The organism is Streptomyces sp. NPDC090994 (assembly GCF_044768905.1).
Classification (GTDB): domain Bacteria; phylum Actinomycetota; class Actinomycetes; order Streptomycetales; family Streptomycetaceae; genus Streptomyces.
Genome location: NZ_JBIVWS010000001.1, coordinates 254,640 through 281,505, shown reverse-complemented (window position 1 = coordinate 281,505; position 26,866 = coordinate 254,640). Strand labels below are relative to the sequence as shown.

Annotated in this window: 21 protein-coding genes; 13 read left to right on the top strand and 8 right to left on the bottom strand. The window is 70.6% G+C overall.

The genetic code is table 11. The features are described from left to right. Positions 1-12 precede the first annotated feature (12 nt). Both ACIQR3_RS01290 and ACIQR3_RS01285 read right to left on the bottom strand, forming a co-directional pair. Positions 13-849 (bottom strand): hypothetical protein, encoded by an 837-nt coding sequence (locus ACIQR3_RS01290; protein ID WP_403532615.1) that lies wholly within the window; start codon positions 847-849, stop codon positions 13-15. Between the two features lie 38 nt (positions 850-887). Beyond that, positions 888-1,181 (bottom strand): hypothetical protein, encoded by a 294-nt coding sequence (locus ACIQR3_RS01285; protein WP_215164414.1) that lies wholly within the window; start codon positions 1,179-1,181, stop codon positions 888-890. A 309-nt stretch (positions 1,182-1,490) separates the two neighbouring features. Here ACIQR3_RS01285 and ACIQR3_RS01280 point away from each other — a divergent pair, with 309 nt between their 5' ends. From ACIQR3_RS01280 to ACIQR3_RS01250, 7 genes are all read left to right on the top strand, one after another. Then, positions 1,491-3,851 carry an ABC transporter family substrate-binding protein gene (locus ACIQR3_RS01280; protein ID WP_403532613.1) on the top strand — a complete coding sequence of 787 codons (2,361 nt, stop codon included), beginning with the start codon at positions 1,491-1,493 and terminating at the stop codon, positions 3,849-3,851. Positions 3,852-3,986: 135 nt separating this feature from the next. Beyond that, positions 3,987-5,903 (top strand): translational GTPase TypA, encoded by a 1,917-nt coding sequence (typA, locus tag ACIQR3_RS01275; RefSeq protein WP_215164412.1) that lies wholly within the window; start codon positions 3,987-3,989, stop codon positions 5,901-5,903. 541 nt (positions 5,904-6,444) lie between these two features. Next, positions 6,445-8,052, top strand: a complete 1,608-nt coding sequence (locus tag ACIQR3_RS01270; RefSeq protein ID WP_403532611.1) for an ABC transporter substrate-binding protein — start codon at positions 6,445-6,447, stop codon at positions 8,050-8,052. A 163-nt stretch (positions 8,053-8,215) separates the two neighbouring features. Next, a complete protein-coding gene (locus tag ACIQR3_RS01265; RefSeq protein ID WP_403532609.1) occupies positions 8,216-9,142 on the top strand; it encodes an ABC transporter permease in 927 nt (308 codons plus the stop codon). Beyond that, positions 9,135-10,079, top strand: coding sequence for an ABC transporter permease (locus ACIQR3_RS01260; protein ID WP_403532607.1), 945 nt, complete (start codon positions 9,135-9,137; stop codon positions 10,077-10,079). The genes ACIQR3_RS01265 and ACIQR3_RS01260 overlap by 8 nt, the downstream gene beginning before the upstream one ends. 11 nt (positions 10,080-10,090) lie before the next feature. Beyond that, a complete protein-coding gene (locus ACIQR3_RS01255) occupies positions 10,091-11,149 on the top strand; it encodes an ABC transporter ATP-binding protein (protein WP_403532605.1) in 1,059 nt (352 codons plus the stop codon). Beyond that, positions 11,142-12,287, top strand: a complete 1,146-nt coding sequence (locus ACIQR3_RS01250; protein WP_403532603.1) for an ABC transporter ATP-binding protein — start codon at positions 11,142-11,144, stop codon at positions 12,285-12,287. Before ACIQR3_RS01255 ends, ACIQR3_RS01250 begins: the two co-directional genes overlap by 8 nt. Positions 12,288-12,360: 73 nt before the next feature. On the opposite strand, the gene ACIQR3_RS01245 is transcribed toward ACIQR3_RS01250, so the two are convergent. The 5 genes from ACIQR3_RS01245 to ACIQR3_RS01225 are packed head-to-tail and all read right to left on the bottom strand — an operon-like array spanning position 12,361 to position 18,290. Further along, a complete protein-coding gene (locus ACIQR3_RS01245; RefSeq protein ID WP_403532601.1) occupies positions 12,361-13,350 on the bottom strand; it encodes an ABC transporter ATP-binding protein in 990 nt (329 codons plus the stop codon). Then, entirely contained in the window at positions 13,347-14,402 is a 1,056-nt protein-coding gene (locus tag ACIQR3_RS01240; protein ID WP_403532599.1) for an ABC transporter ATP-binding protein, read from the bottom strand. The genes ACIQR3_RS01245 and ACIQR3_RS01240 overlap by 4 nt, the downstream gene beginning before the upstream one ends. Then, on the bottom strand, positions 14,399-15,328 hold the full coding sequence (locus tag ACIQR3_RS01235; RefSeq protein WP_403532597.1) for an ABC transporter permease: 930 nt from the start codon (positions 15,326-15,328) through the stop codon (positions 14,399-14,401). Before ACIQR3_RS01235 ends, ACIQR3_RS01240 begins: the two co-directional genes overlap by 4 nt. After that, on the bottom strand, positions 15,325-16,359 hold the full coding sequence (locus ACIQR3_RS01230) for an ABC transporter permease (RefSeq protein WP_403532595.1): 1,035 nt from the start codon (positions 16,357-16,359) through the stop codon (positions 15,325-15,327). The genes ACIQR3_RS01235 and ACIQR3_RS01230 overlap by 4 nt, the downstream gene beginning before the upstream one ends. Before the next feature lie 44 nt (positions 16,360-16,403). After that, the gene (locus ACIQR3_RS01225) at positions 16,404-18,290 is read right to left on the bottom strand and encodes an ABC transporter substrate-binding protein (protein ID WP_403532594.1); all 1,887 of its coding nucleotides are present in this window, start codon (positions 18,288-18,290) and stop codon (positions 16,404-16,406) included. A gap of 324 nt (positions 18,291-18,614) precedes the next feature. Between ACIQR3_RS01225 and ACIQR3_RS01220 the strand changes: the two genes are divergently transcribed. The 5 genes from ACIQR3_RS01220 to ACIQR3_RS01200 are packed head-to-tail and all read left to right on the top strand — an operon-like array spanning position 18,615 to position 24,190. Then, positions 18,615-20,240 carry an ABC transporter substrate-binding protein gene (locus ACIQR3_RS01220; RefSeq protein ID WP_403532592.1) on the top strand — a complete coding sequence of 542 codons (1,626 nt, stop codon included), beginning with the start codon at positions 18,615-18,617 and terminating at the stop codon, positions 20,238-20,240. Between the two features lie 6 nt (positions 20,241-20,246). Continuing rightward, positions 20,247-21,170: an ABC transporter permease gene (locus ACIQR3_RS01215; protein ID WP_403532591.1), complete on the top strand. Its 924-nt coding sequence runs from the start codon at positions 20,247-20,249 to the stop codon at positions 21,168-21,170. Beyond that, a complete protein-coding gene (locus ACIQR3_RS01210) occupies positions 21,163-22,173 on the top strand; it encodes an ABC transporter permease (protein WP_403532589.1) in 1,011 nt (336 codons plus the stop codon). Before ACIQR3_RS01215 ends, ACIQR3_RS01210 begins: the two co-directional genes overlap by 8 nt. Positions 22,174-22,182: 9 nt before the next feature. Further along, entirely contained in the window at positions 22,183-23,166 is a 984-nt protein-coding gene (locus ACIQR3_RS01205; RefSeq protein WP_403532587.1) for an ABC transporter ATP-binding protein, read from the top strand. Next, positions 23,150-24,190: an ABC transporter ATP-binding protein gene (locus ACIQR3_RS01200; protein WP_403532585.1), complete on the top strand. Its 1,041-nt coding sequence runs from the start codon at positions 23,150-23,152 to the stop codon at positions 24,188-24,190. The genes ACIQR3_RS01205 and ACIQR3_RS01200 overlap by 17 nt, the downstream gene beginning before the upstream one ends. A 148-nt stretch (positions 24,191-24,338) precedes the next feature. Here the strand turns inward: ACIQR3_RS01200 and ACIQR3_RS01195 are convergent, their stop codons facing one another. Further along, complete coding sequence (locus tag ACIQR3_RS01195) at positions 24,339-26,459, bottom strand: prolyl oligopeptidase family serine peptidase (protein WP_403532583.1); 2,121 nt, start codon at positions 26,457-26,459, stop codon at positions 24,339-24,341. A 200-nt stretch (positions 26,460-26,659) separates the two neighbouring features. On the opposite strand from ACIQR3_RS01195, the gene ACIQR3_RS01190 reads away from it, so the two are divergent. Further along, the gene (locus ACIQR3_RS01190; protein WP_189415312.1) at positions 26,660-26,854 is read left to right on the top strand and encodes a hypothetical protein; all 195 of its coding nucleotides are present in this window, start codon (positions 26,660-26,662) and stop codon (positions 26,852-26,854) included. The last annotated feature ends 12 nt before the right edge of the window (positions 26,855-26,866 follow it).

Below are 26,866 nucleotides of genomic sequence, written 5' to 3'. Positions count from 1 at the left end.
CCTTTGTTTTCGCTAGAAGAGGGTCGGATCGTCGAAGGCGCCGGACGCGACCAGGTACACGTAGAAGTCGGCGAGCGCCACGCTCACCAGGGAGGCCCAGGCGAGCTGCATGTGCCGGGCGTTGAGCCGGCCCACCCACTGCCAGGCGCGGTAGCGCACGGGGTGCTGGGAGAAGTGCTTGAGCTTGCCGCCGACGATGTGCCGGCAGGAGTGGCAGGACAGGGTGTACGCCCAGATCAGCGTGATGTTGACCAGGAAGACGAGGGTGCCCAGGCCCATGTGGCCCCACGCGTAGTGCTCGTCGCGGAAGGCGAGCACCGTGTCGTAGGTGAGGATGCCCGCCACCAGCAGCGCCGCGTAGAAGAAGTAGCGGTGCAGGTTCTGGAGGACGAGGGGGAAGCGGGACTCGCCGGTGTACTTCTTGTGCGGCTCGGCCACCGCGCAGGCGGGCGGCGAGGCCCAGAAGCCGCGGTAGTACGCCTTGCGGTAGTAGTAGCAGGTCAGCCGGAAGCCGAGCGGGAAGATCAGGATGATGATCGCGGGGGAGATGCCCCACCAGGAGCCGACGATCTCCCAGTTGGGCCCGGAGCGCATCGGCGCGCAGCGCTCGGCCAGGCACGGGGAGTAGAACGGCGAGACGTACGGGGCCGCGTAGTAGTCGGCGTCGGCGAACGCCCGCCACGTCGAGTACACGATGAACGCGAGCAGCCCGGCCGCGGTGCCGGCGGGGGCCAGCCACCAGCGGTCGGTGCGCAGGTGCGGGGCGCTGATCGCGGCGCGCGCCGGGGCGTGGACGCCGCCGCCGCGGGGTCGGGGGTCGGTGGGGGGTGGTTCCGTTCCAGTGGCCACGGGGCGACTCCGGTGGGGTCCGGTCGGATGCGGTCGGGTCAGGGGGCGCGCCGGTCGCGGGCGCCCAGTCCCTCGTCGTCCGAGTCCGTCCACAGGGTGAGGTCGTACGGGGCGTCGGAGATGGTGACTAGGTCCGGCCGCGGTATCGGCGCGTCCCCCGCGGCGGCGGCAGCGTGCAGCAGCGCGACGCTCTCCCGCAGGTGACCGGCGTCGGTGCGGACCCGCCGGACCTCCAGACCGTCGCGGCCGATCCGCTGTTCCAGCCGGCTCACGGCCCGCGACAGATCGTCGAGGCAGCGCCGGATCGTCGTCAGTTCGTCGTGCACGGACATGACGTGACCTCACTTCCGTCGGACGCGGCCACGCCGGCCGGCCTGGGATGGCGACGTTCATGCGCCTGAGAGTGTCGCGCGTCACACCTGTCCCTGTGAAGGGACGTGCAGCGATTGGCCGAGGCGCGCGGGCGCACCCCCGGGCGCGCGTTCCCCCGGGCGGGTGAGCTTACGGAGCGGGTCCGACGTGTCGCCGGTCGTTGCCGAACCGATTCCTCTTCAGTGGCCGCATACGTCTGAATACAAATGATCAACTCCATATACCGCCAGAAGTGAACACAACGCCCGCGGCTCTCCGGAGGTAGACAGATGTCCCACGTCGGCGTCGGACCACGCGCCCGCACGCGCTCGGTCGCCTTCCTCACCGCGGGCGCGCTCGCGGTCCCCGTCCTCGCCGGGTGCAGCTCAGAGGACCCCGCGGGCGAGCCGCTCGCCGGTCCCGACACCGCCGTCGCGGCCCGCGCCCGGATCGCCGACGGCGGCACCCTGCGCTGGGCGGCGGACTCCGTGCCGGACACGCTGAACGTCTTCCAGTCCGACGCCGACGCCACCACCACCCGGGTCGCCCAGGCCGTCCTGCCCTCGATGTTCCGCATGGACGCCACCGGCCGCCCGGTGCGCAACCCCGACTACCTGGAATCCGCCGAGGTGGTCGCCACCGAACCCCGGCAGGTCGTCCTCTACAAGCTCAACCAGCAGGCCGTCTGGAGCGACGGCCGGGAGATCGGCGCCGCCGACTTCGCCGCCCAGTGGCGTGCCCTGTCCGGCAAGGACAGCGCCTACTGGACCGCCCGCAACGCCGGCTACGACCGCGTCGAGAAGATCGAGCGGGGCAAGAACGACCTGGAGGTCAAGGTCACCTTCCGCCGCCCCTACGCCGACTGGCGCTCCCTGTTCACGCCGCTGTACCCGAAGGAGGTCATGGGCACCCCGGACGCCTTCAACGACGGGGCGCGGCGCAAGCTCAAGATCACCGCCGGGCCGTTCGCCGTCCAGAAGGTGGACCGCGAGGCCGACGAGGTCGTCCTCGGGCGCAATCCGCGCTGGTGGGGCGAGCCGGCCAAGCTGTCGCGGATCGTGCTGCGCGCCGTGGAGCGCGGCGAGCGCACCGCGGCCCTGACCGCCGGCAAGCTCGACCTCGCCGAGGTCGACCCGGCCACCGCCCGGGAGGTCGGCCGGGCCGGCGCCCCGCCCGGCACCGGCAACCCGCTCGGCTCCACCGACACCGAGGACGCGGCACCCCTCTCCGGCCCGGAGAGCGGCCAGGGGCGGTCCGCCGCCGACGCCCTGCGCTCCTGGGCCGTCGCCCACGGCTCCGACGAGGAGGCCGCGTACGAGGAGACGCTCGCCCGCGAGGAACGGCGCGCGGCCCTCGCCCGGGCCGAACGCCGGCGGTCCGCCCTGCGCGGCTTCGAGGTCCGCAAGTCGCTGGAGCCCGCCTACACCCAGCTCGCCCTCAACGGGGCGGACGGCCCCCTCGCCGACGAACGGGTGCGCCGGGCCGTCGCCCGCGCCGTCGACCGCGAGGAACTGGCCGAGGCCGTGCTGAAGCCCCTCGGCCTCCCGGCGGAGCCGCTCGGCAGCCACCTCGCGCTGGCCGGCCAGGACGCCTACGCCGACGGCAGCGGCGCGCTCGGCGAACCGGACGTCAAGGAGGCGCGGGCGCTGCTCGCGGACGCGGGGTGGGTGCCCGGGGGGCCCGTGAAGAAGGGCAAGGAGAAGGAAGGGGAGGCGGAGGAGGCGGCCGGCGCCGAGGAGGGCGAGGGCAGCTCGTCCGAGAGCGACTCCCCGGGCGGGGACGACGGTACGTACATCGTGGGGGAGGACGGCAAGGGCGAGGGCGCCGGCGACGGAAACGGCCACGGAAACGGCGACGGCAAGGGCGAGGCCGAGGGCGACGGGAACGGCGGCGGCAAGGGCGCCGGGGACGGCGACAAGGACGGCGACAAGGACGGCCACGGGAACGGCGACGGCGAGAAGAACAAGGCCAACGGCAGCGCCCCCGGCGCCTACGCCCCCAAGGGCACCGCCGCCCCGGCCGGCGCCGCGGCCCCGCTGGCCAGGAACGGCAAGCCGCTCACCCTGCGCTTCGTGCTCCCCTCCGGCCCCGGCTCCGGCACGCTGCGCACCGTCGCCGACCGGATCAGCCGCATGCTGGACCGCATCGGCATCCGCACCGACATCACCAAGGTCCCCGACGAGAGCTACTTCCGGGACCACATCGCCAACGGCGACTACGACCTGGCGCTCTACTCCTGGCCCGGCACCGCCTTCCCGGCCACCGACGCCCGCCCCGTCTACGCCAAGCCCGTCCCCGCCGCCGACGGCTCCCTCAACGTCGAACAGAACTACACCCGGGTCGGCACCGACCAGGTCGACCAGCTCTTCGAGCAGGCCGTCGCCACCCTGGACGAGAAGGAGGCCCGGTCCCTGCTCCGCAAGGCCGACTCCCGGATCTGGGCGGCGGCCGCCTCGCTCCCCCTCTACCAGCGCCCCCAGCTCACCGTGGCCCGCGAGAACCTCGCCAACGCGGGCGCCTTCGGCTTCGCCACCCCGGTCTACGAGGACATGGGCTTCCTGAAGAAGGGCGCGCAGGGCGGACAGCGCTCCGGGACCCCGGCCCCGACCCCGACCCCGTCCTCGTCCTCGTCCTCGTCCTCGTCCTCGTGACCGTCCCCACAGGGTCGAACAAGGCCACTGCCGTCAGCCCCGTACCATGGAAGGGAAAAGGCCGAGGCGTCACCAGCCCGGCGAGGCCAGCGCAGCAGACCTGGCCGTCCTCACCACTCCGGGAGTACGCCGCACATGGCTGTGTCCGTAACGCGTCACGACATCCGCAACGTCGCCATCGTCGCCCACGTCGACCACGGCAAGACCACGATCGTCGACGGCATGCTGAAGCAGGCCGGTGCCTTCGCCGCCCACCAGCTCGACTCCGTCGACGACCGCATGATGGACTCGAACGACCTGGAGCGTGAGAAGGGCATCACGATCCTGGCCAAGAACACGGCGGTCAAGTACCACCCGAAGGATGGCGGCGACGTCATCACCATCAACATCATCGACACCCCGGGCCACGCCGACTTCGGCGGCGAGGTCGAGCGCGGCCTGTCGATGGTGGACGGCGTGGTCCTGCTGGTCGACGCCTCCGAGGGCCCGCTGCCGCAGACCCGCTTCGTGCTGCGCAAGGCGCTCGCCCAGCGGCTGCCGATCATCCTGTGCATCAACAAGACGGACCGGCCCGACGCCCGCATCGACGAGGTCGTCAACGAGACCTACGACCTCTTCCTGGACCTGGACGCCGACGAGGAGCAGATCGAGTTCCCGATCGTCTACGCCTGCGGCCGCGACGGCGTCGCCTCGCTGACCAAGCCGGAGGACGGCACGGTCCCGGCCGACTCCGACAGCCTGGAGCCGTTCTTCTCCACGATCCTCCAGCACATCCCCGCGCCCACCTACGAGGAGGACGCGCCGCTCCAGGCCCACGTGACGAACCTGGACGCCGACAACTTCCTCGGCCGTATCGCGCTGCTCCGCGTCCACCAGGGCGAGCTGAAGAAGGGCCAGACGGTCGCCTGGCTCAAGCGCGACGGGTCCACGCAGAACGTGCGGATCTCCGAGCTGATGATGACCGAGGCGCTCACCCGCAAGCCCGCCGAGAAGGCCGGCCCCGGTGACATCTGCGCCGTCGCCGGTATCCCGGACATCATGATCGGCGAGACCCTGGCCGACCCGGAGAACCCGGTGCCGCTGCCGCTGATCACGGTGGACGAGCCCGCGATCTCCATGACCATCGGCACCAACACCTCCCCGCTGGTCGGCCGCGGCGCCACCGGCAAGGGCGCGGACAACAAGGCGGTCGTCAAGGACCGCAAGGTCACCGCCCGCCAGGTCAAGGACCGCCTCGACCGCGAGCTGATCGGCAACGTCTCGCTCCGCGTCCTGGACACCGAGCGCCCGGACGCCTGGGAGGTGCAGGGCCGCGGTGAGCTGGCGCTGGCCATCCTGGTCGAGCAGATGCGCCGCGAGGGCTTCGAGCTGACCATCGGCAAGCCGCAGGTGGTCACCAAGCAGGTCGACGGCAAGACCTACGAGCCCGTCGAGCGGATGACCATCGACGTGCCCGAGGAGCACATGGGCGCGGTCACGCAGCTCATGGGCGTCCGCAAGGGCCGCATGGACAACATGTCCAACCACGGCTCCGGCTGGGTCCGCATGGAGTTCGTCGTCCCCTCCCGCGGTCTGATCGGCTTCCGTACCGAGTTCCTCACCCAGACCCGCGGCACCGGCATCGCGCACTCCATCCACGAGGGCCACGAGCCCTGGTTCGGCACGCTGACCACGCGCAACAACGGCTCGCTGGTCGCCGACCGCTCCGGCGCCGTCACCGCGTTCGCCATGACCAACCTCCAGGAGCGCGGCGTGCTCTTCACCGAGCCCGGCACCGAGGTGTACGAGGGCATGATCGTCGGCGAGAACTCCCGCGCCGACGACATGGACGTCAACATCACCAAGGAGAAGAAGCTCACCAACATGCGGTCGTCCTCGGCCGACTCCTTCGAGGCGATCGTCCCGCCGCGCAAGCTGTCGCTGGAGCAGTCGCTGGAGTTCTGCCGCGACGACGAGTGCGTCGAGGTCACCCCGGAGGCCGTGCGCATCCGCAAGGTGAACCTGGACGCCCGCGAGCGCGCCCGCGCCGCGAGCCGCGCCAAGCACGGCTGATCCCCCTCCGGCGGCCCTCACACAGGCCGCCGGACCACGGACGAGCGTCGGGCACCCCTGTCACGGACAGGGGTGCCCGGCCCCGTTTCACGGCCCCCGCGGCGTCACGGATCCGGGGGAGACGACGGGAACGAGAGTTCCCCCACACCCCGGTGCGCACGCGTCCGGTCACCGACGGTTCGCACACGGCATGTTCCGCGCGTTCGGGCAAGCGGATTTCTGTGCCCGAGTGTCCGCAATGCGGACACCTTCCCTCGATAGATGTGTAACAAGTCCGTTTCGCAGGGATCTTTCTGCAAAGGGTTTGTCCGGATTTTGGAAGAAGTTAGCGCCAGGTGTGATCGAACCGAGACCTTTCGGGTGTGGTTCGGCTGTGGGGGGATGGCAGATAGTTAGGCGCGTAGAACTCGATCGAGCGGGGCGTCCGCAGCCGCGGCGCCGACGCACGAGTTACGGGCACCCAACCTTCTCAGGCACCGGTGACGGTGTCGTGTCGCGGGCCTGCCCGTGCGATGAACCATTGGTCTCCTAGGAGGAATCCATGCGCGGTGCGAAGAGCGCCAAGTGGGTCGCGATAGCCGCGGTTGTGGCGCTGAGCGCGACCGCTTGTGGCGGCGGCGGCGACGACGGCGACAGCAAGGCCGCGATCGACCCGGACGGCACGTTCTCCGTCGAGGTGGGTGAGCCGCAGAACCCGCTTCAGCCGGCCAACACCATGGAGTCCAACGGCAGCATCGTCATCAACTCGCTGTTCTCGGGCCTGGTCGACTACGACTCCAAGGGCAACATCACCATGGTGAACGCCGAGTCGGTGGACACCAAGGACAACAAGACCTTCACGGTCAAGCTGAAGGCGGGCTGGAAGTTCCACGACGGCACCCCCGTCACCTCCGAGTCCTACATCAAGGCCTGGAACTGGGCCGCGAACCCGGACAACAAGCAGACCAACAGCTTCTGGTTCTCCGACATCAAGGGCTACGACGACATCTCCGGCGGCAAGGCCGACGAGATGTCCGGTCTGAAGGCCGTCGACGACACCACCTTCACGATCGAGCTGAGCAAGGCGCTGCCCTACTTCGTCTACAAGCTGGGCTACGAGGTCTTCTCCCCGCTGCCGGAGTCCTTCTACAAGGACCCGGACGCCGCCGGTGAGAAGCCGGTCGGCAACGGCCCCTACAAGTTCGTCAGCTGGGACCACAAGAAGCAGATCGTGGTCGAGCGCAACGACGACTACAAGGGTGACGACAAGGCCAAGAACGGCGGCGTGATCTTCAAGAACTACGCCCAGCTGGAGACGGCCTACCAGGACCTCAAGTCCGGCAACCTCGACGTGATGCGCCAGATCGCCCCGCGTGACCTGCCGGTGTACAAGCAGGACCTCGGCGACCGCGCCGTGGACCAGGCGCAGTCCTCGATCCAGTCCATCGCCGTCGCCTTCTACACCAAGCAGTGGAAGGACATCGACCCGAAGGTCCTCCAGGGCCTGTCGATGGCGATCGACCGCGACACCATCACCAAGACCGTCCTCCAGGGCACCCGCGAGCCGGCCACCGGCTGGGTCGCCAAGGGCGTGCTCGGTTACACGGACAACGCCGCCGGGGACGTCACCACGTACGACCCGAAGAAGGCCAAGGCCCTCATCAAGGAGGGTGGCGGCGTCCCGGGCAACAAGATCTCCATCCAGTACAACGCGGACGGCGGTCACAAGGAGTGGGTGGAGGCCGTCTGCGGCTCCATCACCAACGCCACCGGCGTGGCCTGCACGGGCGACTCCAAGGCCGACTTCCAGGCCGACACCAACGCCCGTGACGCCAAGCAGGTCAAGTCGCTGTACCGCTCCGGCTGGGTGCTCGACTACCCCTTCATCGCCAACTTCATCCGGGACCTGTTCGGCACCAAGTCGGACGGCAACCAGGGCGGCTTCTCCAACGCGGAGATCGACAAGCTCATCGAGCAGGCCGACAGCGCCGCCACGCTGGAGGAGTCGGAGAAGCTCTACCAGGAGATCGAGAAGAAGCTCCCGGAGTACATGCCGAGCATCCCGCTCTGGTACTACAAGGTCAACGCGGGCTACTCGGAGAAGGTCACCGGCGTCAAGTACGCCCAGGACGGCGACCCGATCCTGACCGGCGTTCAGGTCACGAAGTAACCGCTGATCACAGCGTGTGCCGTGCCGCACCTCATCAGGTGCGGCACGGTGTCGGCCGGTCGGCCGGGGGGCCCTTTTCACCGGGTACGTACGGGACGTCCGCGAGGACGGTCAGGCGTGCGCGGTGAAAAGGGCCTGCCGCTGTAACTGACATGGAGGCACCATGGGGCGCTACGTCATACGACGACTGCTCCAGATGATCCCGGTGTTCATCGGGACGACTCTGCTGATTTTCCTGATGGTCTACGCGCTGCCCGGCGACCCCGTGCGCGGACTCTTCGGAGACAAGAGCGCGAGCCCGGAAGTGCTGCAGGCCCTGCGGCACGAGTACGGCCTGGACAAGCCCATCATGGTCCAGTACCTGGACTACATGAAGGGCATCGTCCTTCACTTCGACTTCGGCAACCAGATCGCCAGCGGCCGGCCGGTCACCGAGATCCTCGGTGACGCCTTCCCCGTGACGCTGCGGCTGGCCGGCCTGGCCTTCGCCATCGAGGCCGCCCTCGGCATCATCCTCGGCCTGATCTCCGGCATGCGCGCCGGCAAGACGGCCGACACGCTGATCCTCATCCTGACCCTGCTGCTCATCTCGGTGCCGGTCTTCGTGCTCGGCCTGATCCTGCAGACGGTGGTCACCAACGCGGGCGGCGCCCCCTCGGTGAACGACGACACCGACATCGGGCAGATGCTGATGCCGGCCATCGTGCTGGCCAGCGCCTCACTGGCCTATGTGGCGCGGCTGACGCGGACCTCGGTCGCCGAGAACATGCGCTCCGACTACATGCGCACGGCCATCGCCAAGGGACTGCCCCGGCGCCGGGTCGTCGGCGTCCACCTGATGCGCAACTCGCTCATCCCGGTCGTCACCTTCCTCGGCACCGACCTCGGTGCCCTGATGGGCGGCGCGATCGTCACCGAGCGCATCTTCAACATCAAGGGCGTCGGCGGCACGATCGCGGAGGCCATCACCCGCCGCGAGGGAACGACACTGGTCGGCCTGGTCACCGTCCTGGTCCTCGTCTACCTCGTCACCAGCCTCATCGTCGACCTGCTGTACGCGGTCCTGGACCCGAGGATCCGTTATGCCTGAGCTGACCAAGACCTCCGCGGAGGAGTCCGCGACGTCCGCCGCCCCGGACGGCCGGCGCCTGCCCGAGGCCGGCCAGGAGAAGGCCCGCAGCCTGTGGGGCGACGCCTGGCGCGACCTGCGCACCAACTGGATCTTCATCGTCTCCTCGGTGCTGATCCTGCTGCTGCTCGTGATCGCGCTGTTCCCCGGTCTGTTCACCAGCGCCAGCCCGGACGCCAAGGACCTCGCGGCGCACTACCTCCAGAAGCCCGAGTACGGGCACATATTCGGCGCCGACTGGCTCGGGTACGACGCCCAGGGCCGCAGCGTGTACGCCCGTGCCATCTACGGCACCCGCGCCTCGCTGCTGGTCGGCGGCGGCACCACCCTGGCCGTCACGGTCTTCGGCGGTCTGGTGGGCATGCTGGCCGGCTACTTCGGCGGCTGGATCGACGCGGTGCTCTCCCGCATCACCGACATGTTCTTCGGCATCCCGTTCCTGCTCGGCACGATGGTGATGCTGAACTCGTTCACCGAGCGGTCCATCCCGATCGTCATCCTCGCGCTGACCTTCCTGGGCTGGACGCAGACCGCCCGCGTCATGCGCGGTTCGGTGATCACGGTCAAGTCGCAGGACTACGTGCAGGCCGCCAAGGCGCTGGGCGCGAGCACCTCGCGCATCCTCTTCCGGCACGTACTGCCCAACGCGATCGCCCCGGTGATCGTCGTCGCCACCATCGCGCTCGGTGTCTACATCGGCGCCGAGGCCACGCTGTCGTACCTCGGTCTCGGCCTGGAGGGCGCCTCGTGGGGCAACGACATCTCCGACGGCCAGAACCAGATCCGGGTCGCGGCGTACATCATGCTCTACCCGTCGATCATGCTCAGCATCACGGTGCTGGCGTTCATCATGCTCGGTGAGGCCGTCCGCAACGCCCTCGACCCGAAGCAGCGCTGAGGGAGGCGTACGTGACCATCATCGACCAGACCGCTTCCGTACCGGGACCGGCCGACGGCGGCGCCGACGACGCGCCGCTGCTCGAAGTGCGCGACCTGCACGTCGAGTTCCACACCCGGGACGGTGTCGTCCGGGCCGTCAACGGCGTCAACTACAGCGTGTCCGCGGGCGAGACCCTCGCCGTGCTCGGTGAGTCCGGGTCCGGCAAGTCCGTCACCGCGCAGGCCATCATGGGCATCCTGGACATGCCCCCGGCGAAGATCCCGCAGGGCGAGATCCGGTTCCGCGGCGAGGACATGCTGCGGATGGACGCCGAGGAGCGGCGCCGGCTGCGCGGCGCGAAGATCGCGATGATCTTCCAGGACGCGCTGTCGTCCCTCAACCCGGTCCTCTCCGTCGGCTACCAGCTCGGCGAGATGTTCCGGGTCCACCAGGGCCTGGGCAAGAAGGAGGCCAAGGCCAAGGCCGTCGAGCTGATGGACCGGGTGAAGATCCCGGCCGCCGCGGCCCGCGTCGACGACTACCCGCACCAGTTCTCCGGCGGTATGCGCCAGCGCATCATGATCGCCATGGCGCTGGCCCTGGAACCGGACCTGATCATCGCCGACGAGCCCACCACGGCCCTCGACGTGACGGTCCAGGCCCAGGTCATGGACCTGCTCGCCGAGTTGCAGCGCGAGTACCACATGGGTCTGATCCTGATCACCCACGACCTCGGCGTCGTCGCCGACGTCGCCGACAAGATCGCCGTGATGTACGCGGGCCGCATCGTGGAGCAGGCCCCGGTGCGCGAGCTGTACAAGCGCCCCGCGCACCCCTACACCCGGGGGCTGCTGGACTCGATCCCGCGCCTGGACCAGAAGGGCCAGGAGCTGTACGCGATCAAGGGTCTGCCGCCCAACCTGCTCAGGACGCCGTCGGGCTGCGCGTTCAACCCGCGCTGCCCCAAGGCGCAGGACATCTGCCGCACCGACACCCCGGCCCTGTTCGAGGTGACGGAGCGGGACGGCTCCGCCCTGCCGGGCCGGCGCAGCGCCTGCCATTTCTGGAAGGAGACGATCCATGGCTGAGATCAAGAAGGACGAGGCCGTGGACACCACGCCGAACGTCACGGACGTCGAGGTCGTCGACGCGGCCACCGAGGAGGCGTCGGTCGTCGCGCTGGACAAGCCGGTGGACCGGGGCGAGCCGATCCTCCAGGTCCGCAACCTCAAGAAGCACTTCCCGCTGACCCAGGGCGTCCTGTTCAAGCGGCAGGTCGGCGCGGTCAAGGCCGTCGACGGCGTCTCCTTCGACCTCTACCAGGGCGAGACCCTCGGCATCGTCGGCGAGTCCGGCTGCGGCAAGTCCACGGTCGCCAAGCTCCTGATGAACCTGGAGCGGGCCACCGCGGGCGAGGTCTTCTACAAGGGCCAGGACATCACCAAGCTGTCCGGGCGCGCGCTCAAGGCCGTCCGCCGCAACATCCAGATGGTGTTCCAGGACCCGTACACCTCGCTGAACCCGCGCATGACGGTCGCCGACATCATCGGCGAGACCTTCGACATCCACCCCGAGGTGGCTCCGAAGGGCGACCGGCGGCGCAAGGTGCAGGAGCTGCTGGACGTGGTGGGCCTGAACCCGGAGTACATCAACCGCTATCCGCACCAGTTCTCCGGCGGTCAGCGCCAGCGCATCGGCATCGCCCGCGGCCTCGCGCTCAACCCGGAGATCATCATCTGCGACGAGCCGGTGTCGGCGCTGGACGTGTCCGTCCAGGCCCAGGTCATCAACCTGATGGAGAAGCTCCAGGACGAGTTCGACCTCTCCTACATCTTCATCGCCCACGACCTGTCCATCGTCCGGCACATCTCGGACCGGGTCGGCGTCATGTACCTCGGCAAGATCGCGGAGATCGGCACCGACGTGCAGATCTACGACCACCCGACGCACCCGTACACCCAGGCGCTGCTCTCCGCGGTGCCCGTGCCCGACCCCGAGTCCCGCGACCACCGGGAGCGCATCATCCTCACCGGTGACGTGCCCTCGCCCGCCGACCCGCCGTCGGGCTGCTCCTTCCGCACCCGCTGCTGGAAGGCGCAGGACAAGTGCGCGCAGGAGGCTCCGCTGCTGGCCGTGCCCGAGCGGTTCAAGGGCGAGAACTCGCAGGCGGCGCACGAGTCGGCGTGCCACTTCGCCGAGGAGAAGGACGTCGTGCACGCGGCCTGATCCTGTTCTGCCCCCCGGTTCCCGGCACCTGCCCCAGGTGCCGGGAACCGGCGTTTTCGCGAGCCTCGGCAGGTCAGCCGCGTGAGGCGGCCCAGTGGCACGCGACCCGGCTCGGCCCGGCCCCGCCCGTGAGGGACGGGTCCTCGCCGTGACAGCGCTCCGCGACCCCCGCCCGCCCGGCCTCCCCGTCCGCGAGGACCGGGCACCGGACGCGGAACCGGCACCCGGAGGGAATCCGGGACGGGTCGGGCGGCTCACCGGACAGCACCACCGGGTCCCCCGGGGTGTCCGGCAGCACCGACAGCAGGGCCCGGGTGTAGGGGTGCCGGGGTGCCGTCAGCACCTGCTCGACCTCGCCCGTCTCCACGATCCGGCCCAGGTACATCACCGCGACCCGGTCGGCGACGTTCCAGGCCAGCCCCAGGTCGTGGGTGACGATCAGCGCCGCCAGCCCCAGCTCGGCGCGCAGGCGCAGCAGCAGCGCCAGGATCTCGCCGCGCACCGACGCGTCCAGCGAGGCCACCGGCTCGTCGGCGACCAGCAGTTCGGGCGCGAGGACCAGTGCGCCCGCGATCACCACGCGCTGGCGCTGGCCGCCGGAGAGTTCGTGCGGGTGACGCAGCAGGAAGCGTTCCGGCGGGCGCAGTCCCGCCCGGGCCAGCGCCCCGGTGACGGCCTCCTTCTCGTCACCGGCGTACCCGTGGACGCGCAGCCCTTCGGCGACCGCCTCGTACACCGTGTGCCGGGGGTTGAGCGAGCCGCTGGGGTCCTGGAGCACCAACTGGACGCGCTTGCGGTGGGCCTTGAGGGCGCGTGCGCCGTACTCCAACGGCCGCCCGGCGAACTCGATCCGCCCCGAGGCCGGTCGCACCAGTCCGAGCAGGGCCCGGGCGAGGGTGCTCTTGCCGCAGCCCGACTCGCCGACCAGCGCCACGATCTCGCCGGCCCGCACGGTGAGGCCGACCCCGTCCACGGCCCGGGCCGGCGGGGCGCCGTGCCGCCCGGGGAAGGTGACGTGCAGGTCGCTCACGCCGAGCAGCGGGGGAGGGGGCGCGGTCGTCATGTGGTCCTTCCGCTGGGGCCGGCCGGTGCTCCGCCGGGAGCGGTCCGGCCGGCACCGGGGGACGGTTTCTCGGGCGGGGCCGCCTGATCCTCGTCGGCGGCCGGCGGCTGTACGCGGACGCACGCGGCCCGCCGGTCCCCGGCCGCCTCCCGCAGCGCGACGTCGTGCGTGGCGCAGGCGTCGAGTGCGACCGGGCAGCGCGGGCGGAAGGCGCAGCCGGCGGGTACGGCGGCCGGGTCGGGCGGGTCGCCGGGCAGGCCGCGGGGCGCGAACCGGGAGGCGGGGTCGCCGACGCGCGGGAACGCGGCGGACAGCGCCGCGGCGTACGGGTGCAGGGCCCGTTCGTGGACGGCCCCGGCGGGCCCCTCCTCGACCACCCGGCCCGCGTACATCACCGCCAGCCGGTCGCAGGTCTGTGCCAGTACGGACAGATCGTGACTGATCATGATCAGGCCCAGGTCGCGTTCGGCGACGGACCGCTCGATCAGCCGGAGGATCTGCGCCTGGACCATCACGTCCAGCGCGGTGGTCGGTTCGTCGGCGATGATCAGCCGGGGCGCGCAGGCCAGCGCCATGGCGATCATCACGCGCTGCCGCTGTCCGCCGGAGAGCTGATGCGGGTACGCCGCCGCCCGCGCCGCCGACAGACCGACCTGCTCCAGCAGCTCACCGGCGCGGGCGCGGGCCGCCGCCCGGGAGGCCCGCTGGTGCAGCAGGACCGGCTCGGCGATCTGGTCGCCCACCCGGTGCACGGGGTTGAGGGAGTGCATCGCCCCCTGGAACACGATCGACGCCCCGGCCCAGCGCACCGCCCGCACCCGGCCCCACCGCATGGTGAGCACGTCCTCCCCGTCCAGCAGGACCCGCCCGCTCACCTCGGTGCCGCCCGGCAGCAGCCGCAGCAGCGCCAGCGCCAGCGTCGACTTGCCGCACCCCGACTCCCCGGCGATGCCCAGCTTCCGCCCGGCCGGCAGGGTGAGGTCGACGCCCCGCACCGCTTCCGCCCCGCCCGGATAGGTCACCCGCAGGTCCCGTACCTCGAGGAGCGTCACCGCCCCACCCCCAGCCGGGGGTCGAGCACCGCTTCCGCCGCCCGTCCGCACAGGGTGAACACCAGCGCCACGACGGCGATGGCGACCCCCGGCGGCACCAGGTACCACCAGTCCCCGGAGCTGACCGCCCCCGCCTCCCGCGCGTCCTGGAGCAGTCCGCCCCAGGACACCACCGTCGGGTCGCCGAGCCCGAGGAAGGCGAGGGTGGCCTCGGCGAGGACGGAGGCGGAGACCATCAGGGTCGTCTGGGCCAGCACCAGCGGCATCACGTTGGGCAGCACGTGCCGGACCATGACGTGCCGGTGGCCGCCGCCCAGCGCCTTGGCCCGCTCGATGTACGGCCGGGCCTCCACCGCCAGCGTCTGGGCGCGCACCAGCCGGGCCGTGGTCGGCCACGAGGTGACGGCGATCGCCAGGATCACCGTACCCAGCGAGCGGGACATGACCGTCGCCAGCGCGATGGCCAGCACCAGGGCCGGCATCACCAGGAACCAGTCGGTGACCCGCATCACCACCGTCGCGTACGCCCCCCGGAAGTGACCGGCGGTGATGCCGGCCACCGCGCCGATCGTCACCGACAGGACCGCGGCGAGCAGCCCCACCAGCAGGGAGACGCGCGTGCCCCAGACCAGCAGGCCGAGCAGGTCGCGGCCGAACCGGTCGGTGCCCAGCGGGAATTCCCCGCTCGGGCCCTGCAACGGCCGGCCCGGCGCCCCGGTCACGTCGGCCACGTCACCGCCCACGGTCAGCGGCGCGGTCAGCGCGGCCAGCGCCAGCAGCACCAGGGCGGCCAGGCCCGCCAGTCCGGCGCGGTGGGTGCGGTACTCCCGCCAGAACCGGGCCGCCGCCCGGCGCCGCCGCCGCCACGCCAGCGCCCGGGGTCCGGCGGGCACCGCGGGTGCCGGGGAGGCGGGCGGCGCGGTCATCGCCCCACCCGTGGGTCGAGCAGCGGATAGAGCAGGTCGGCCACCGTGTTCAAAATGATCACCGCCGAGGCGAAGAAGAGGAACAGCCCCTGCACCAGGGGCAGGTCGGGCACGCTGAGCGCCTGGTAGAAGAGGCCGCCCAGGCCGGGCCAGGAGAAGACGGTCTCCACCAGCACCACCCCGGCGACCGTCCGGCCGAGGTTGACGAAGACCAGGGTGACGGTGGGCAGCAGGGCGTTGGGCACGGCGTGCCGGCGGCGTACCAGGTCGTCGCGGAGTCCCTTGGCCCGCGCGGTGGTCAGATAGTCGCTGCCCGTCTCGTCGAGCAGCGCCGACCGCGTCACCAGCAGGGTCTGCCCGTACTCGACGGCGACCAGGGTGACCACCGGCAGCACCAGGTGGTGGGCGACGTCGAGGACGTATCCGAACCCCTGCTCCCCGCCCGACTCCATGCCGCCGGTCGGGAACAGGCCGGGCACCGGGCCGACGCCGACGGAGAGGACGACGATGAGCAGCAGGCCCAGCCAGAACGACGGCAGGGAGTACAGGGTCAGCGCCAGCCCCGTGTGCAGCCGGTCGGCGAGCCGCCCGTGCCGCCAGGCCGACCGGGTGCCGAGGAAGATCCCGAGCGCGGTGTGCAGGACGAAGGCCGTGCCGGTCAGCAGCAGCGTCGGCCCCAGCGCCTCGGCGATCTTGCCGGTGACCGGCGTACGGAACTGGTACGAGGTCCCCAGGTCCCCGGTGAGCGCCTTGCCGCAGTAGTCCGTGAACTGCCGCCACAGCGGCAGATCGAGCCCGAACTCTCTGCGGTATGCGGCAAGTTGCTCGGCCGAGACCGGACGGCCGCCGGTCATGGTCTTCACCGGGTCGCCCGGGATCAGCCGGAACAGGAAGAAGCCGGTGACGAGGACGGCGAGGAGCGAGACGACCGCGCCGCCGGTCTTCCCGAGGGCATAGCGGAGGTACGCGGTGCGGTGGCGGCCGGTGGCGGCGGGCGTGGGTGCCGCCCGGGAGACGGCGTCCGCGGTCATCGGCGCTCACCCGGCGCCGGCCGGAGCGGTGCGGGGCGCACCGGCTACTCGCGGTCGTCGGCGGTCGAGCGGCGCCGCAGGGCGAAGAGAATCCCGGCCCCGGCGAGTACGACGACCCCCGCGGCGATCCCGACGACGACCCCGGTGGAGTCGCCGCCGCCCCCGGTGTCGTCCCCGGAGCCGGCCGGTACCGCCGACCACCAGCTCCAGTAGCCGTCCTGCCCGTAGATGTTGCCGCCGTCCTCGGGCATCGTCGTCAGCGAGGCCACCTGGTCGGTGCGGTAGGCCTCCAGGGCGTTCGGGTACGCCATGACGTTCATGTAGCCCAGGTCGTACAGCCGGGACTGGAGCTGTTTGACCAGCTGCGCGCGCTTGCCGGGGTCGTACTCGGCGAGCTGGCGGGCGTACAGGTCGTCGTAGCGGCGGTCGCAGATGAAGTTGTCGGTGGCGCCGGTGTCGTTCTCGGTGGCGGGCAGCGCGTCGCAGGTGTGGATGGAGAGGACGAAGTCGGGGTCGGGGTTGACCGACCAGCCGTCGATGGCGAGGTCGTAGGTGCCGGCCAGCCACGGGTCGGACACGTTGTCCAGGCACTGCAGCTCCACACCGATGCCGAGGTCGCCCCACCACTCGGTGAGGTACTGCCCGACCGCCTTGTCGTTGGGGTCGGTGGCGTGGCACAGCAGGCGGTAGCTGAGCGGCTCGCCGTCCTTGCCGGTCCGCTCGCCGTCGGCGTTCTTCCGGTAGCCGGCCTGGTCGAGGAGGCGGGCCGCCCGTTCGGGGTCGTAGGCGAGTTCCTGCTCGGCGGAGGGCTCCCAGAAGTACGTGTCGAAGCGGGGCGGGAGGTAGCCGGCGCCCTCGACGGCGTGGCCCTGGAAGACCCGGTCGACGAGGGTCTCGCGGTCCACGGCGAGGAAGAGGGCCTGCCGGACCCGCAGGTCGCGCAGCGAGGGGTCGCCGTCGCCGAAGCGGGTGCCGTCCTTGGCGCGGGCGCCCGGGTTGGTGGCGAGGGCATAGAAGCGGCGGCCCGGCGCGTCGTTGACCTTGATGTCCTCCTGGCCCTTCAGGGCGTCGGCCTGCGCCGGCGTCAGATTGCTGACGAACGACACCTCGCCCTTGCGCAGCGCGGCGACGGCCGCGTCACCGTCCTTGTAGTACTTGAAGACCAGCTCGTCGAACTGGGGCGCCCCGCGCCAGAAGTCCGGGTTCGCCTTCAGCCGTACGTAGCTGTCGGCCCGGTAGCCGGTGAGGACGTACGGGCCGCTGCCGACGACCGGGAACGCCTTGTCGTTGGTGAACTTCCCGATGTCGCCGACCTTCTCCCACACGTGCCTGGGCACGATCGGCACGTCCAGCGCGGTCATGGTGGCCTGCGGCTTCTCCAGCTCGACGACGAGCGTGGTGGGGTCCGGTGCCGACACCTTCCTGAAGTTGCCGACGAAGCTGCCGTTGGCGGTGCCCGCCGCCTCGTCGGTCATCATCGTCCGGAACGTCCAGGCGGCGTCCTCGGCGGTGATCCTCCGCCCGTCCGACCAGGTGGCGTCGGAGCGGATCGTGTAGGTCCAGGTGAGCTTGTCGGCGGACGGCGTCCACTTCGTCGCCAGTCCGGGCACGGCGTGGCCGTCGCCGGCGTCGTAGTCGGTCAGGTACTCGTACATCAGCCGCAGGACGCTGGTGCTGACCAGGCGGGTGGCCAGGAACGGGTTGAGCGAGTCGACGCTCTGCGCGACGGCCGCCGTCAGCACCCGCTTGCCGTCGCCGGCCGCCGCTGCCTGCCGGGGTGCCGGGTCGAGCGGGGTCGCGAGGCCGGCCGTGAGGAGCAGGGCCGCGGCCCCGGCACCGGCCGCCCGCCGCAGCGCGCGGAGCCAGGACGCCCCGGGGGGCCGTGACCATGGGCGGGAGCGCCCCGGGCCGTGCTGTTCTTCCGTGCTCATGGTGGTGACCTCGCGTCATCGTTCGGACGGGTCGGCAGTGGCGCCACCTGCGTGAGGAGAGTGTCTATCAGTGCCGTATGCACGCGTCAACGGTCCCTCAGGGCCCGTGTGGCCAGGGAAAACACAGGTGTCGATGTTTCTTCGCACGCCAGTGGTCCAGACCTCTGATGCCGTGCTGGTACGAGGCCGGCGCCGCGCCGGAGGGCGCCCTGTTCCCTCGGACGGAGGGGATGAAGATGGCATCGCGGTCATACCGGGCGATAGTGGGTTGAACCGAGTTCCGCGTCTTGAGACGGGCGCGCGGCGCACACGAGGAGGCATCCCATGCGTGGAGCGACGTACGCCACCCGGGCCGCGTGCGCGGCGGCGGTGGTCCTCGCGGCGACGGCCTGCGGCGGCGGCGGAGGGGGCGGGGGTGCCGACGCGGTGCTCAGCTCCTCCTGGGGCGACCCGCAGAACCCCCTGGAGCCGGCCAACACCAACGAGGTGCAGGGCGGCAAGGTCCTCGACATGATCTTCCGGGGCCTGAAGCGGTACGACCCGGAGACCGGCGAGGCCGAGAACATGCTCGCCGAGAAGATCGAGACGACCGACTCGCAGCACTTCACCGTCACCGTCAAGGACGGCTGGACCTTCAGCAACGGCGAGAAGGTCACCGCCCAGTCGTTCGTCGACGCCTGGAACTACGGCGCGTCCCTGAAGAACAACCAGCGCAACGCCTACTTCTTCAGCTACATCGAGGGCTACGACAAGGTCCACCCGGAGGACGGGAGCGAGCAGAGCGCGGACACCCTCTCCGGGCTGAAGGTCACCGGGGACCGCACCTTCACCGTCGCGCTCGGCCAGAAGTTCTCCACCTTCCCCGACACCCTCGGCTACCCCGCCTACGCCCCGCTGCCCCGCGCCTTCTTCGACGACCACGCCGGCTGGCTGAAGAAGCCCGTCGGCAACGGCCCGTACCGGGTGGACAACTACGCCCGGGGCTCGCAGATGTCCCTGCGGAAGTGGGACGACTACCCGGGCGACGACAAGGCGGCCAACGGCGGCGTCGACCTCAAGGTCTACACCGACAACAACACCGCCTACACCGACCTGATGGCCGGCAACCTCGACCTCGTCGACGACGTCCCCGCCGCCCAGCTCAAGAACGTCGAGAGCGACCTCGGCGACCGGTACATCAACACCCCGGCCGGCATCATCCAGACCCTCGCCTTCCCGTACTACGACAAGGACTGGAACAAGAGCGGCTCGGACAAGGTACGCAGGGGCCTGTCCATGGCGATCGACCGCGCCCAGATCACCAAGACGATCTTCCACGGCACCCGCACCCCGGCCACCGACTGGACCTCGCCCGTGCTCGGCGCGGACGGCGGCTACAAGAAGGGCCTGTGCGGCGAGGCGTGCGCGTACAAGCCGGACGAGGCGAAGAAGCTGATCGAGGAGGGCGGCGGGCTGCCCGGCGGCCAGGTCAAGATCACGTACAACTCGGACACCGGCTCCCACAAGCAGTGGGTCGACGCGGTCTGCAACTCCATCAACAACGCCCTCGGCAACGACAAGGCGTGCGTCGGCAACCCGGTCGGCACCTTCGCCGACTTCCGCAACCAGATCACCGGCAAGAAGATGAGCGGCCCCTTCCGCGCGGGCTGGCAGATGGACTACCCGCTCATCCAGAACTTCCTCCAGCCGCTCTACTACACCAACGGCTCCTCCAACGACGGCAAGTGGTCCGACGACGCGTTCGACTCCCTCATCGACCAGGCCAACGGACAGACCGACACCGCCGCGGCGATCAGGACCTTCCAGCAGGCCGAGGAGGTCGTCCGGGACGCCATGGCCGCCATCCCGCTCTGGTACCAGAACGGCAGCGCCGGCTACTCCGACCGGCTCTCCGGCGTGAAGCTCAATCCGTTCAGCGTCCCGGTGTACGACGAGATCAAGGTGAGCTGATCCGCCGTGGGCCGCTATGTGATCCGACGGCTGCTCCAGATGATCCCGGTCTTCATCGGGGCCACCCTGCTGATCTTCCTGATGGTCAACGTCATGGGCGACCCCATCGCCGGGCTGTGCGGCGACCGGGAGTGCGACCCGGCGACCGCCGCCCAGCTCAGAAGGGAGTTCGGCCTCGACAAGCCGGTCTGGCAGCAGTACGCGACCTACATGGGCAACGTCTTCACCGGCGACTTCGGCACCGCCTTCAACGGCCAGCCGGTCACCGAGCTGATGGGCACCGCCTTCCCGGTCACCGTCCGGCTGACGGTCATCGCGGTCGTCTTCGAGGTCGTCATCGGCATCACCCTGGGCGTCATCACCGGTCTGCGCCGGGGCCGCCCCGTCGACACGGCGGTCCTCCTCGTCACCCTCGTCGTCATCTCCGTCCCCACCTTCGTCACCGGCCTGCTCCTCCAGCTCCTGCTCGGCGTGAAGTGGGGGTGGATCGCCCCGTCCGTCTCCTCCGAGGCCCGCGTCGACGAGCTGATCCTGCCCGGCCTGGTGCTGGCTTCGGTCTCGCTGGCGTACGTCACCCGCCTCACCCGTACCTCCATCGCGGAGAACCGGCGCGCGGACTACGTCCGTACCGCCATCGCCAAGGGCCTGCCCCGGCGCCGGGTCATCACCCGGCACCTGCTGCGCAACTCCCTCATCCCGGTCGTCACCTTCATCGGCACGGACGTGGGCGCCCTGATGGGCGGCGCGATCGTCACCGAGCGGATCTTCAACATCCACGGCGTCGGCTACCAGCTCTACCAGGGCATCCTGCGCCAGAACACCCAGACCGTCGTCGGCTTCGTCACCGTCCTGGTCCTGGTCTTCCTCGTCGCCAACCTCCTCGTCGACCTCCTGTACGCCGTACTCGACCCGAGGATCCGCTATGCCTGAACAGGAGCCCTACGAGCCCGAACGCGCCATCGCCGGCACCGGCATGGGCGGGCAGATGGACCTGGGCGCGAGCGAGGCCGTGACCCTGGAACAGCGGACATCAGCCGCCTCCGGCGGACGGGCTCCCAGGGGACCGGACGGGACGGGCCCCCAGGAGAAGGCCCGCAGCCTCTGGTCCGACGCCTGGCACGACCTGCGCCGCAACCCCGTCTTCCTCCTCTCCGCCCTGGTGATCCTCTTCCTCGTCGTGATCTCCATCCGGCCGTCCCTCATCGCCTCCGGCAACCCGCTCCACTGCGACCTCGCCCTGGCCCAGGAGGGCTCCCGCTCCGGCCACCCCTTCGGCTTCAACGGCCAGGGCTGCGACGTCTACACCCGCACCGTCTACGGCGCCCGTACGTCCGTCCTGGTCGGTGTCCTGTCCACGCTCGGCGTTGCCGTCCTCGGCAGCGTGCTCGGCGGACTCGCCGGCTTCTTCGGCGGGGTCTGGGACGCGGTCCTCTCCCGCGTCACGGACATCTTCTTCGCGATCCCGGTCGTCCTGGGCGGTCTCGTCCTGCTCTCCGTCATCACCAGCAACACGGTCTGGCCGGTCATCGGCTTCATCGTGCTGCTCGGCTGGCCGCAGATCTCCCGCATCGCCCGCGGCTCGGTCATCACCGCCCAACAGAACGACTACGTGCAGGCCGCCCGCGCCCTCGGCGCGAACAACTCCCGCCTGCTGCTGCGCCACATCGCGCCCAACGCCGTGGCCCCCGTCATCGTCGTCGCCACCATCGCGCTCGGCACCTACATCTCGCTGGAGGCGACCCTGTCCTTCCTCGGCGTCGGCCTCAAACCGCCCAGCGTCTCCTGGGGCATCGACATCTCCGCCGCCGCCCCCTACGTACGCAACGCCCCGCACGCGCTGCTCTGGCCCTCCGGAGCCCTCGCGATCACCGTCCTGGCGTTCATCATGCTCGGCGACGCGGTCCGCGACGCCCTCGACCCGAAGCTGAGGTGACCGGCCGCCATGCTGCTCGAAGTGCGTGACCTGCACGTGGAGTTCCGCACCCGGGACGGCGTCGCCAAGGCCGTCAACGGCGTCTCCTACGGCGTCGACGCCGGCCGCACCCTCGCCGTGCTCGGCGAGTCCGGCTCCGGCAAGTCCGTCACCGCCCAGACCGTCATGGGCATCCTCGACGTCCCGCCCGGCCGGATCACCGGCGGCGAGGTCCTCTTCGAGGGCCGCGACCTGCTGAAACTCAAGGAAGAGGAGCGCCGCAAGGTGCGCGGCGCCGAGATGGCGATGATCTTCCAGGACGCGCTGTCGTCCCTGAACCCGGTGCTGACGGTCGGCGACCAGCTCGCCGAGATGTTCACCGTGCACCGGGGCATGTCCCGCAAGGACGCCCGCGCCAAGGCCGTCGAGCTGATGGACCGCGTCCGCATCCCGGCCGCGAGGGAACGCGTACGGCAGTACCCGCACCAGTTCTCCGGCGGCATGCGCCAGCGCATCATGATCGCCATGGCGATGGCCCTGGAGCCCAAGCTCATCATCGCCGACGAGCCGACCACCGCCCTCGACGTCACCGTCCAGGCCCAGGTCATGGACCTGCTCGCGGACCTCCAGCGCGAGTACGACATGGGCCTGATCCTCATCACCCACGACCTCGGCGTGGTCGCCGACGTCGCCGACGAGATCGCCGTGATGTACGCGGGCCGGATCGTGGAGAGCGCCCCCGTCCACGAGATCTACAAGAACCCCGCCCACCCCTACACCCGCGGCCTGCTGGAGTCCATCCCCCGCCTCGACCAGAAGGGCCGGGAGCTGTACGCCATCAAGGGCCTGCCGCCCAGCCTCACCCGCATCCCGCCCGGCTGCGCCTTCCACCCGCGCTGCCCGATGGCCCAGGACGTCTGCCGCACCGACGTCCCCCCGCTCTACGAGGTGAGCGGCACCCGGGGCAGCGCCTGCCACTTCTGGAGGGAGTGCCTCGATGGCCTCGACGGCTGAACCGATCCTCGAAGTGACCGGGCTGGTCAAGCACTACCCGCTCACCAGCGGCATCCTCTTCAAGAAGCGGGTCGGCGCGGTCAAGGCCGTCGACGGCGTCGACTTCCGCCTGGACGCCGGGGAAACCCTCGGCATCGTCGGGGAGTCCGGCTGCGGCAAGTCCACGGTCGCCAAGATGCTGGTCAGCCTGGAGCAGCCGACGGCCGGGTCGATCCGCTACAAGGGCGAGGACATCACCCGCCTCACCGGCCGCGCCCTGCGCGCCGTACGCCGCAACATCCAGATGGTCTTCCAGGACCCCTACACCTCCCTCAACCCCCGCATGACGGTCGGCGACATCATCGGGGAGGCGTACGACATCCATCCCGAGGTCGCGCCCAAGGGCGACCGGCGGCGCAGGGTGCAGCACCTGCTGGACGTCGTCGGCCTCAACCCGGAGTACATCAACCGCTACCCCCACCAGTTCTCCGGCGGCCAGCGCCAGCGCATCGGCATCGCGCGGGGCCTCGCCCTGCGCCCGGAGATCATCGTCGCGGACGAGCCGGTCTCGGCGCTGGACGTGTCGGTCCAGGCGCAGGTCATCAACCTGATGGGCCGGCTCCAGGACGAGTTCGACCTCTCCTACATCTTCATCGCCCACGACCTCTCCATCGTCCGGCACATCTCCGACCGGGTCGCCGTGATGTACCTGGGCCGGATCGTCGAGACCGGCCGGGACGCCGAGATCTACGAGCATCCCACCCACCCCTACACACAGGCGCTGCTCTCCGCCGTCCCGGTGCCCGACCCCGAGGCCCGCGAACACCGCGAGCGGATCATCCTCGCCGGTGACGTGCCGTCCCCGACCGACATTCCGTCCGGCTGCCGCTTCCGCACCCGCTGCTTCAAGGCGCGGGAGCGCTGCGCCCTGGAGGTGCCGCGGCTGGCGGTCCCGGCGGAGTTCCGGGGGACCGGAGGGCCCGCGGCGCACGACTCGGCGTGTCACTTCGCGGAGGAGAAGGTGGTCGTACCGCCGGAGACATAGGTGTGCGAAGCGGGGCGAACGTCGTTAACACACAGGCAACTTCGCGGAATCCGTATCGATATACGGACGGGGGAAGCTCTTCAGCGTACGGCCGTGCGGGTGCCGTGAACGGGCCGGGGCGCGCCATGTCGCCCCGGCCCGTTGCTGCTTACGCCAGTCCCAGGGAGCGCTTCAGGAAGTCCACCTGGAGCAGCAGCAGGTTCTCCGCGACCGACTCCTGCGGGGTCATGTGCGTGACGCCGGACAGCGGCAGCACCTCGTGCGGGCGGCCGGCCGACAGCAGGGCCGAGGACAGGCGCAGGGAGTGGGCGACCACCACGTTGTCGTCCGCCAGCCCGTGGATGATCATCATCGGACGGTGCGGCTCGGCGGCGTCGACCAGGCCCGCGTCGTCGATCAGCGAGTTGCGCCGGTAGACCTCGGGCCGCTCGTTCGGGTCCCCGAGGTAGCGCTCCTGGTAGTGGGTGTCGTAGAGGCGCAGGTCGGTGACCGGGGCGCCGACCACCGCCGCGTGGAAGACGTCCGGGCGGCGCAGGGCCGCGAGGGCGGCGAGGTACCCGCCGAAGGACCAGCCGCGGATGGCGACCCGGCCGAGGTCGAGGGGGAAGTCGGCGGCGAGCGAGTGCAGCGCGTCGACCTGGTCCTGGAGGACGACGGCGGCGAGGTCGTCCTTGACGGACTTCTCCCAGGCGGGCGAGTGCCCCGGGGTGCCGCGCCCGTCGGCGACCACCACCGCGAAGCCCTGGTCCGCGAACCACTGCGACGTGAGGTGGGCGTTGTGGGCGGCCACCACCCGCTGACCGTGCGGACCACCGTAGGGGTCGAGGAGCACCGGGAGGGAGGTGTCACCGTGGTAGTCCGTTGGCATAAGCACGGCGCACGGTACGCGGCGTGCGCCCCCCAGAGTGAGCGTCACGCGCGGGGACAGACCGGGATCTTCCGCATAAGAGGTGACGGTGGCCACCGGCTTCCCGTCCCGCAGGACCTGGGCCCGGCTGCCCGGCCGGTCCAGGGTGGCGGAGACCAGGACGGCCGTGTCGCCGGCGCGCACGGCCGAGTGCACGCCGGGGACGGCGGAGACGCGCTCCACGCCCAGCTCGTTCACCCGGTAGACGTGCACCTCACCGGTCTCCGGCTCGGCCGCCTCGGCCCCGGCCGACGCCGAGATCAGCACGTCCTCGCCGGACACGTCCAGTACGGCCCGGACGTGCAACTGGGCTCCCGTCAGCGGACGTTCCCCCACCGCCAGGACCCGGGCGCCGCCCTCGTCGGCGATCCGGACCAGCTGTCCGGACGGGCTCCAGCAGGGCGTTCCGGGGAAAAGTTCCAGCCAAGTTCGATCTTCATCGGCGTGCACCATCCGGGTCCGGCCCGACTCCGGGTCCACGGCCAGATAGACCTGGCTGCGCTGGTCGCGCGCTTGTGCGAGCAGCAGTGGTGCACCCGCCGCTGACCAGTGCACTCGCGCCAGATACGGATAGCGCCGACGGTCCCAGCCGACCTCCGTGCGGGTACCGTCGAGGCCGATCACGAAGAGCCGGACGTCCGCGTTGGGGGTGCCGGCCGCCGGGTACGGGACGTGGTGTGGATCACGGTCCGGGTGGGCCGGGTCGGAGATCCACCAGCGCTGTACCGGCGTGTCGTCCACGCGCGCGACCAGCAGCCGGTCCGAGTCCGGACCCCACCAGAAACCCCTGGTCCGGCCCATCTCCTCGGCCGCGATGAACTCCGCCAGCCCGTACGAGACGCCCTCCGCCTCCGGCTGGGCCAGCGCCCGGTCGTCGCCGCCCTCGGCCCCCGTGACCCGCAGGGCGCCGCGCGCGACGTAGGCCACGTGCCGTCCGTCGGGGGAGGGGCGGGGGTCGATCACCGGGCCGGCGACCGGGAGTTCACGTGCCGTGCCGGCCCGCAGCTCGGCCGTGAAAAGCCGCCCTGACAAGGCAAAAGAGGCCAACTCGACGGCGGCGTCGGTGGCGTAGCCGACGATGCCGGAGCCGCCCTCACGGCTGCGCTCGCGGCGGGCGCGTTCCTCGGGCGGGAGGTGTTCCTCCGCCCCGCCCAGCAGGGCGCGCGGGTCGGCCGCGAGGCGCTCCTCGCTGCTCGTGGGGTCGAGCACCCACAGTGCGTTCGCCCGGTCCGTGCCGGACGCGGAACGGAGGAACGCGACACGCGAACCGTCGGGTGCCACGGAGAACGAACGCGGCGCGCCGAGGGTGAATCGCTGGGTGCGGGCGTGCCGTCTGGGGAAGGACTCGGGCTCGGTCGTCATGCCCTGACCATATTGGCCATGCGCCCCCTTGTGCGGCTGTGCGCCACTCGATGCGCGCGTACGGATAGTTATGATCACTAGCGCATAGTGGGTATCAACCTGCTGCCCGCTGTGTGGATTTATCTGCCCCCATGGTTCCGTGCCGACGTCCCGACTGTTCGATCCCCCCATGTCCCTGGGTTCTTTGGAGGTGAGCCGCCGTGGCACTCTCGATTTCGGCGGTGGTGCTGCTGGCGATCATCGTCTTCCTGCTGATCAGGAAGTCCGGACTGAAGGCGGGGCATGCGGTTGTCTGCATGCTCTTGGGTTTCTACCTCGCCTCCTCCACGATCGCCCCCACGATCAGCGAACTGACGTCGAACATCGCCGGCATGATCGGCAGCATCAGCTTCTGACCGGCCGATGCC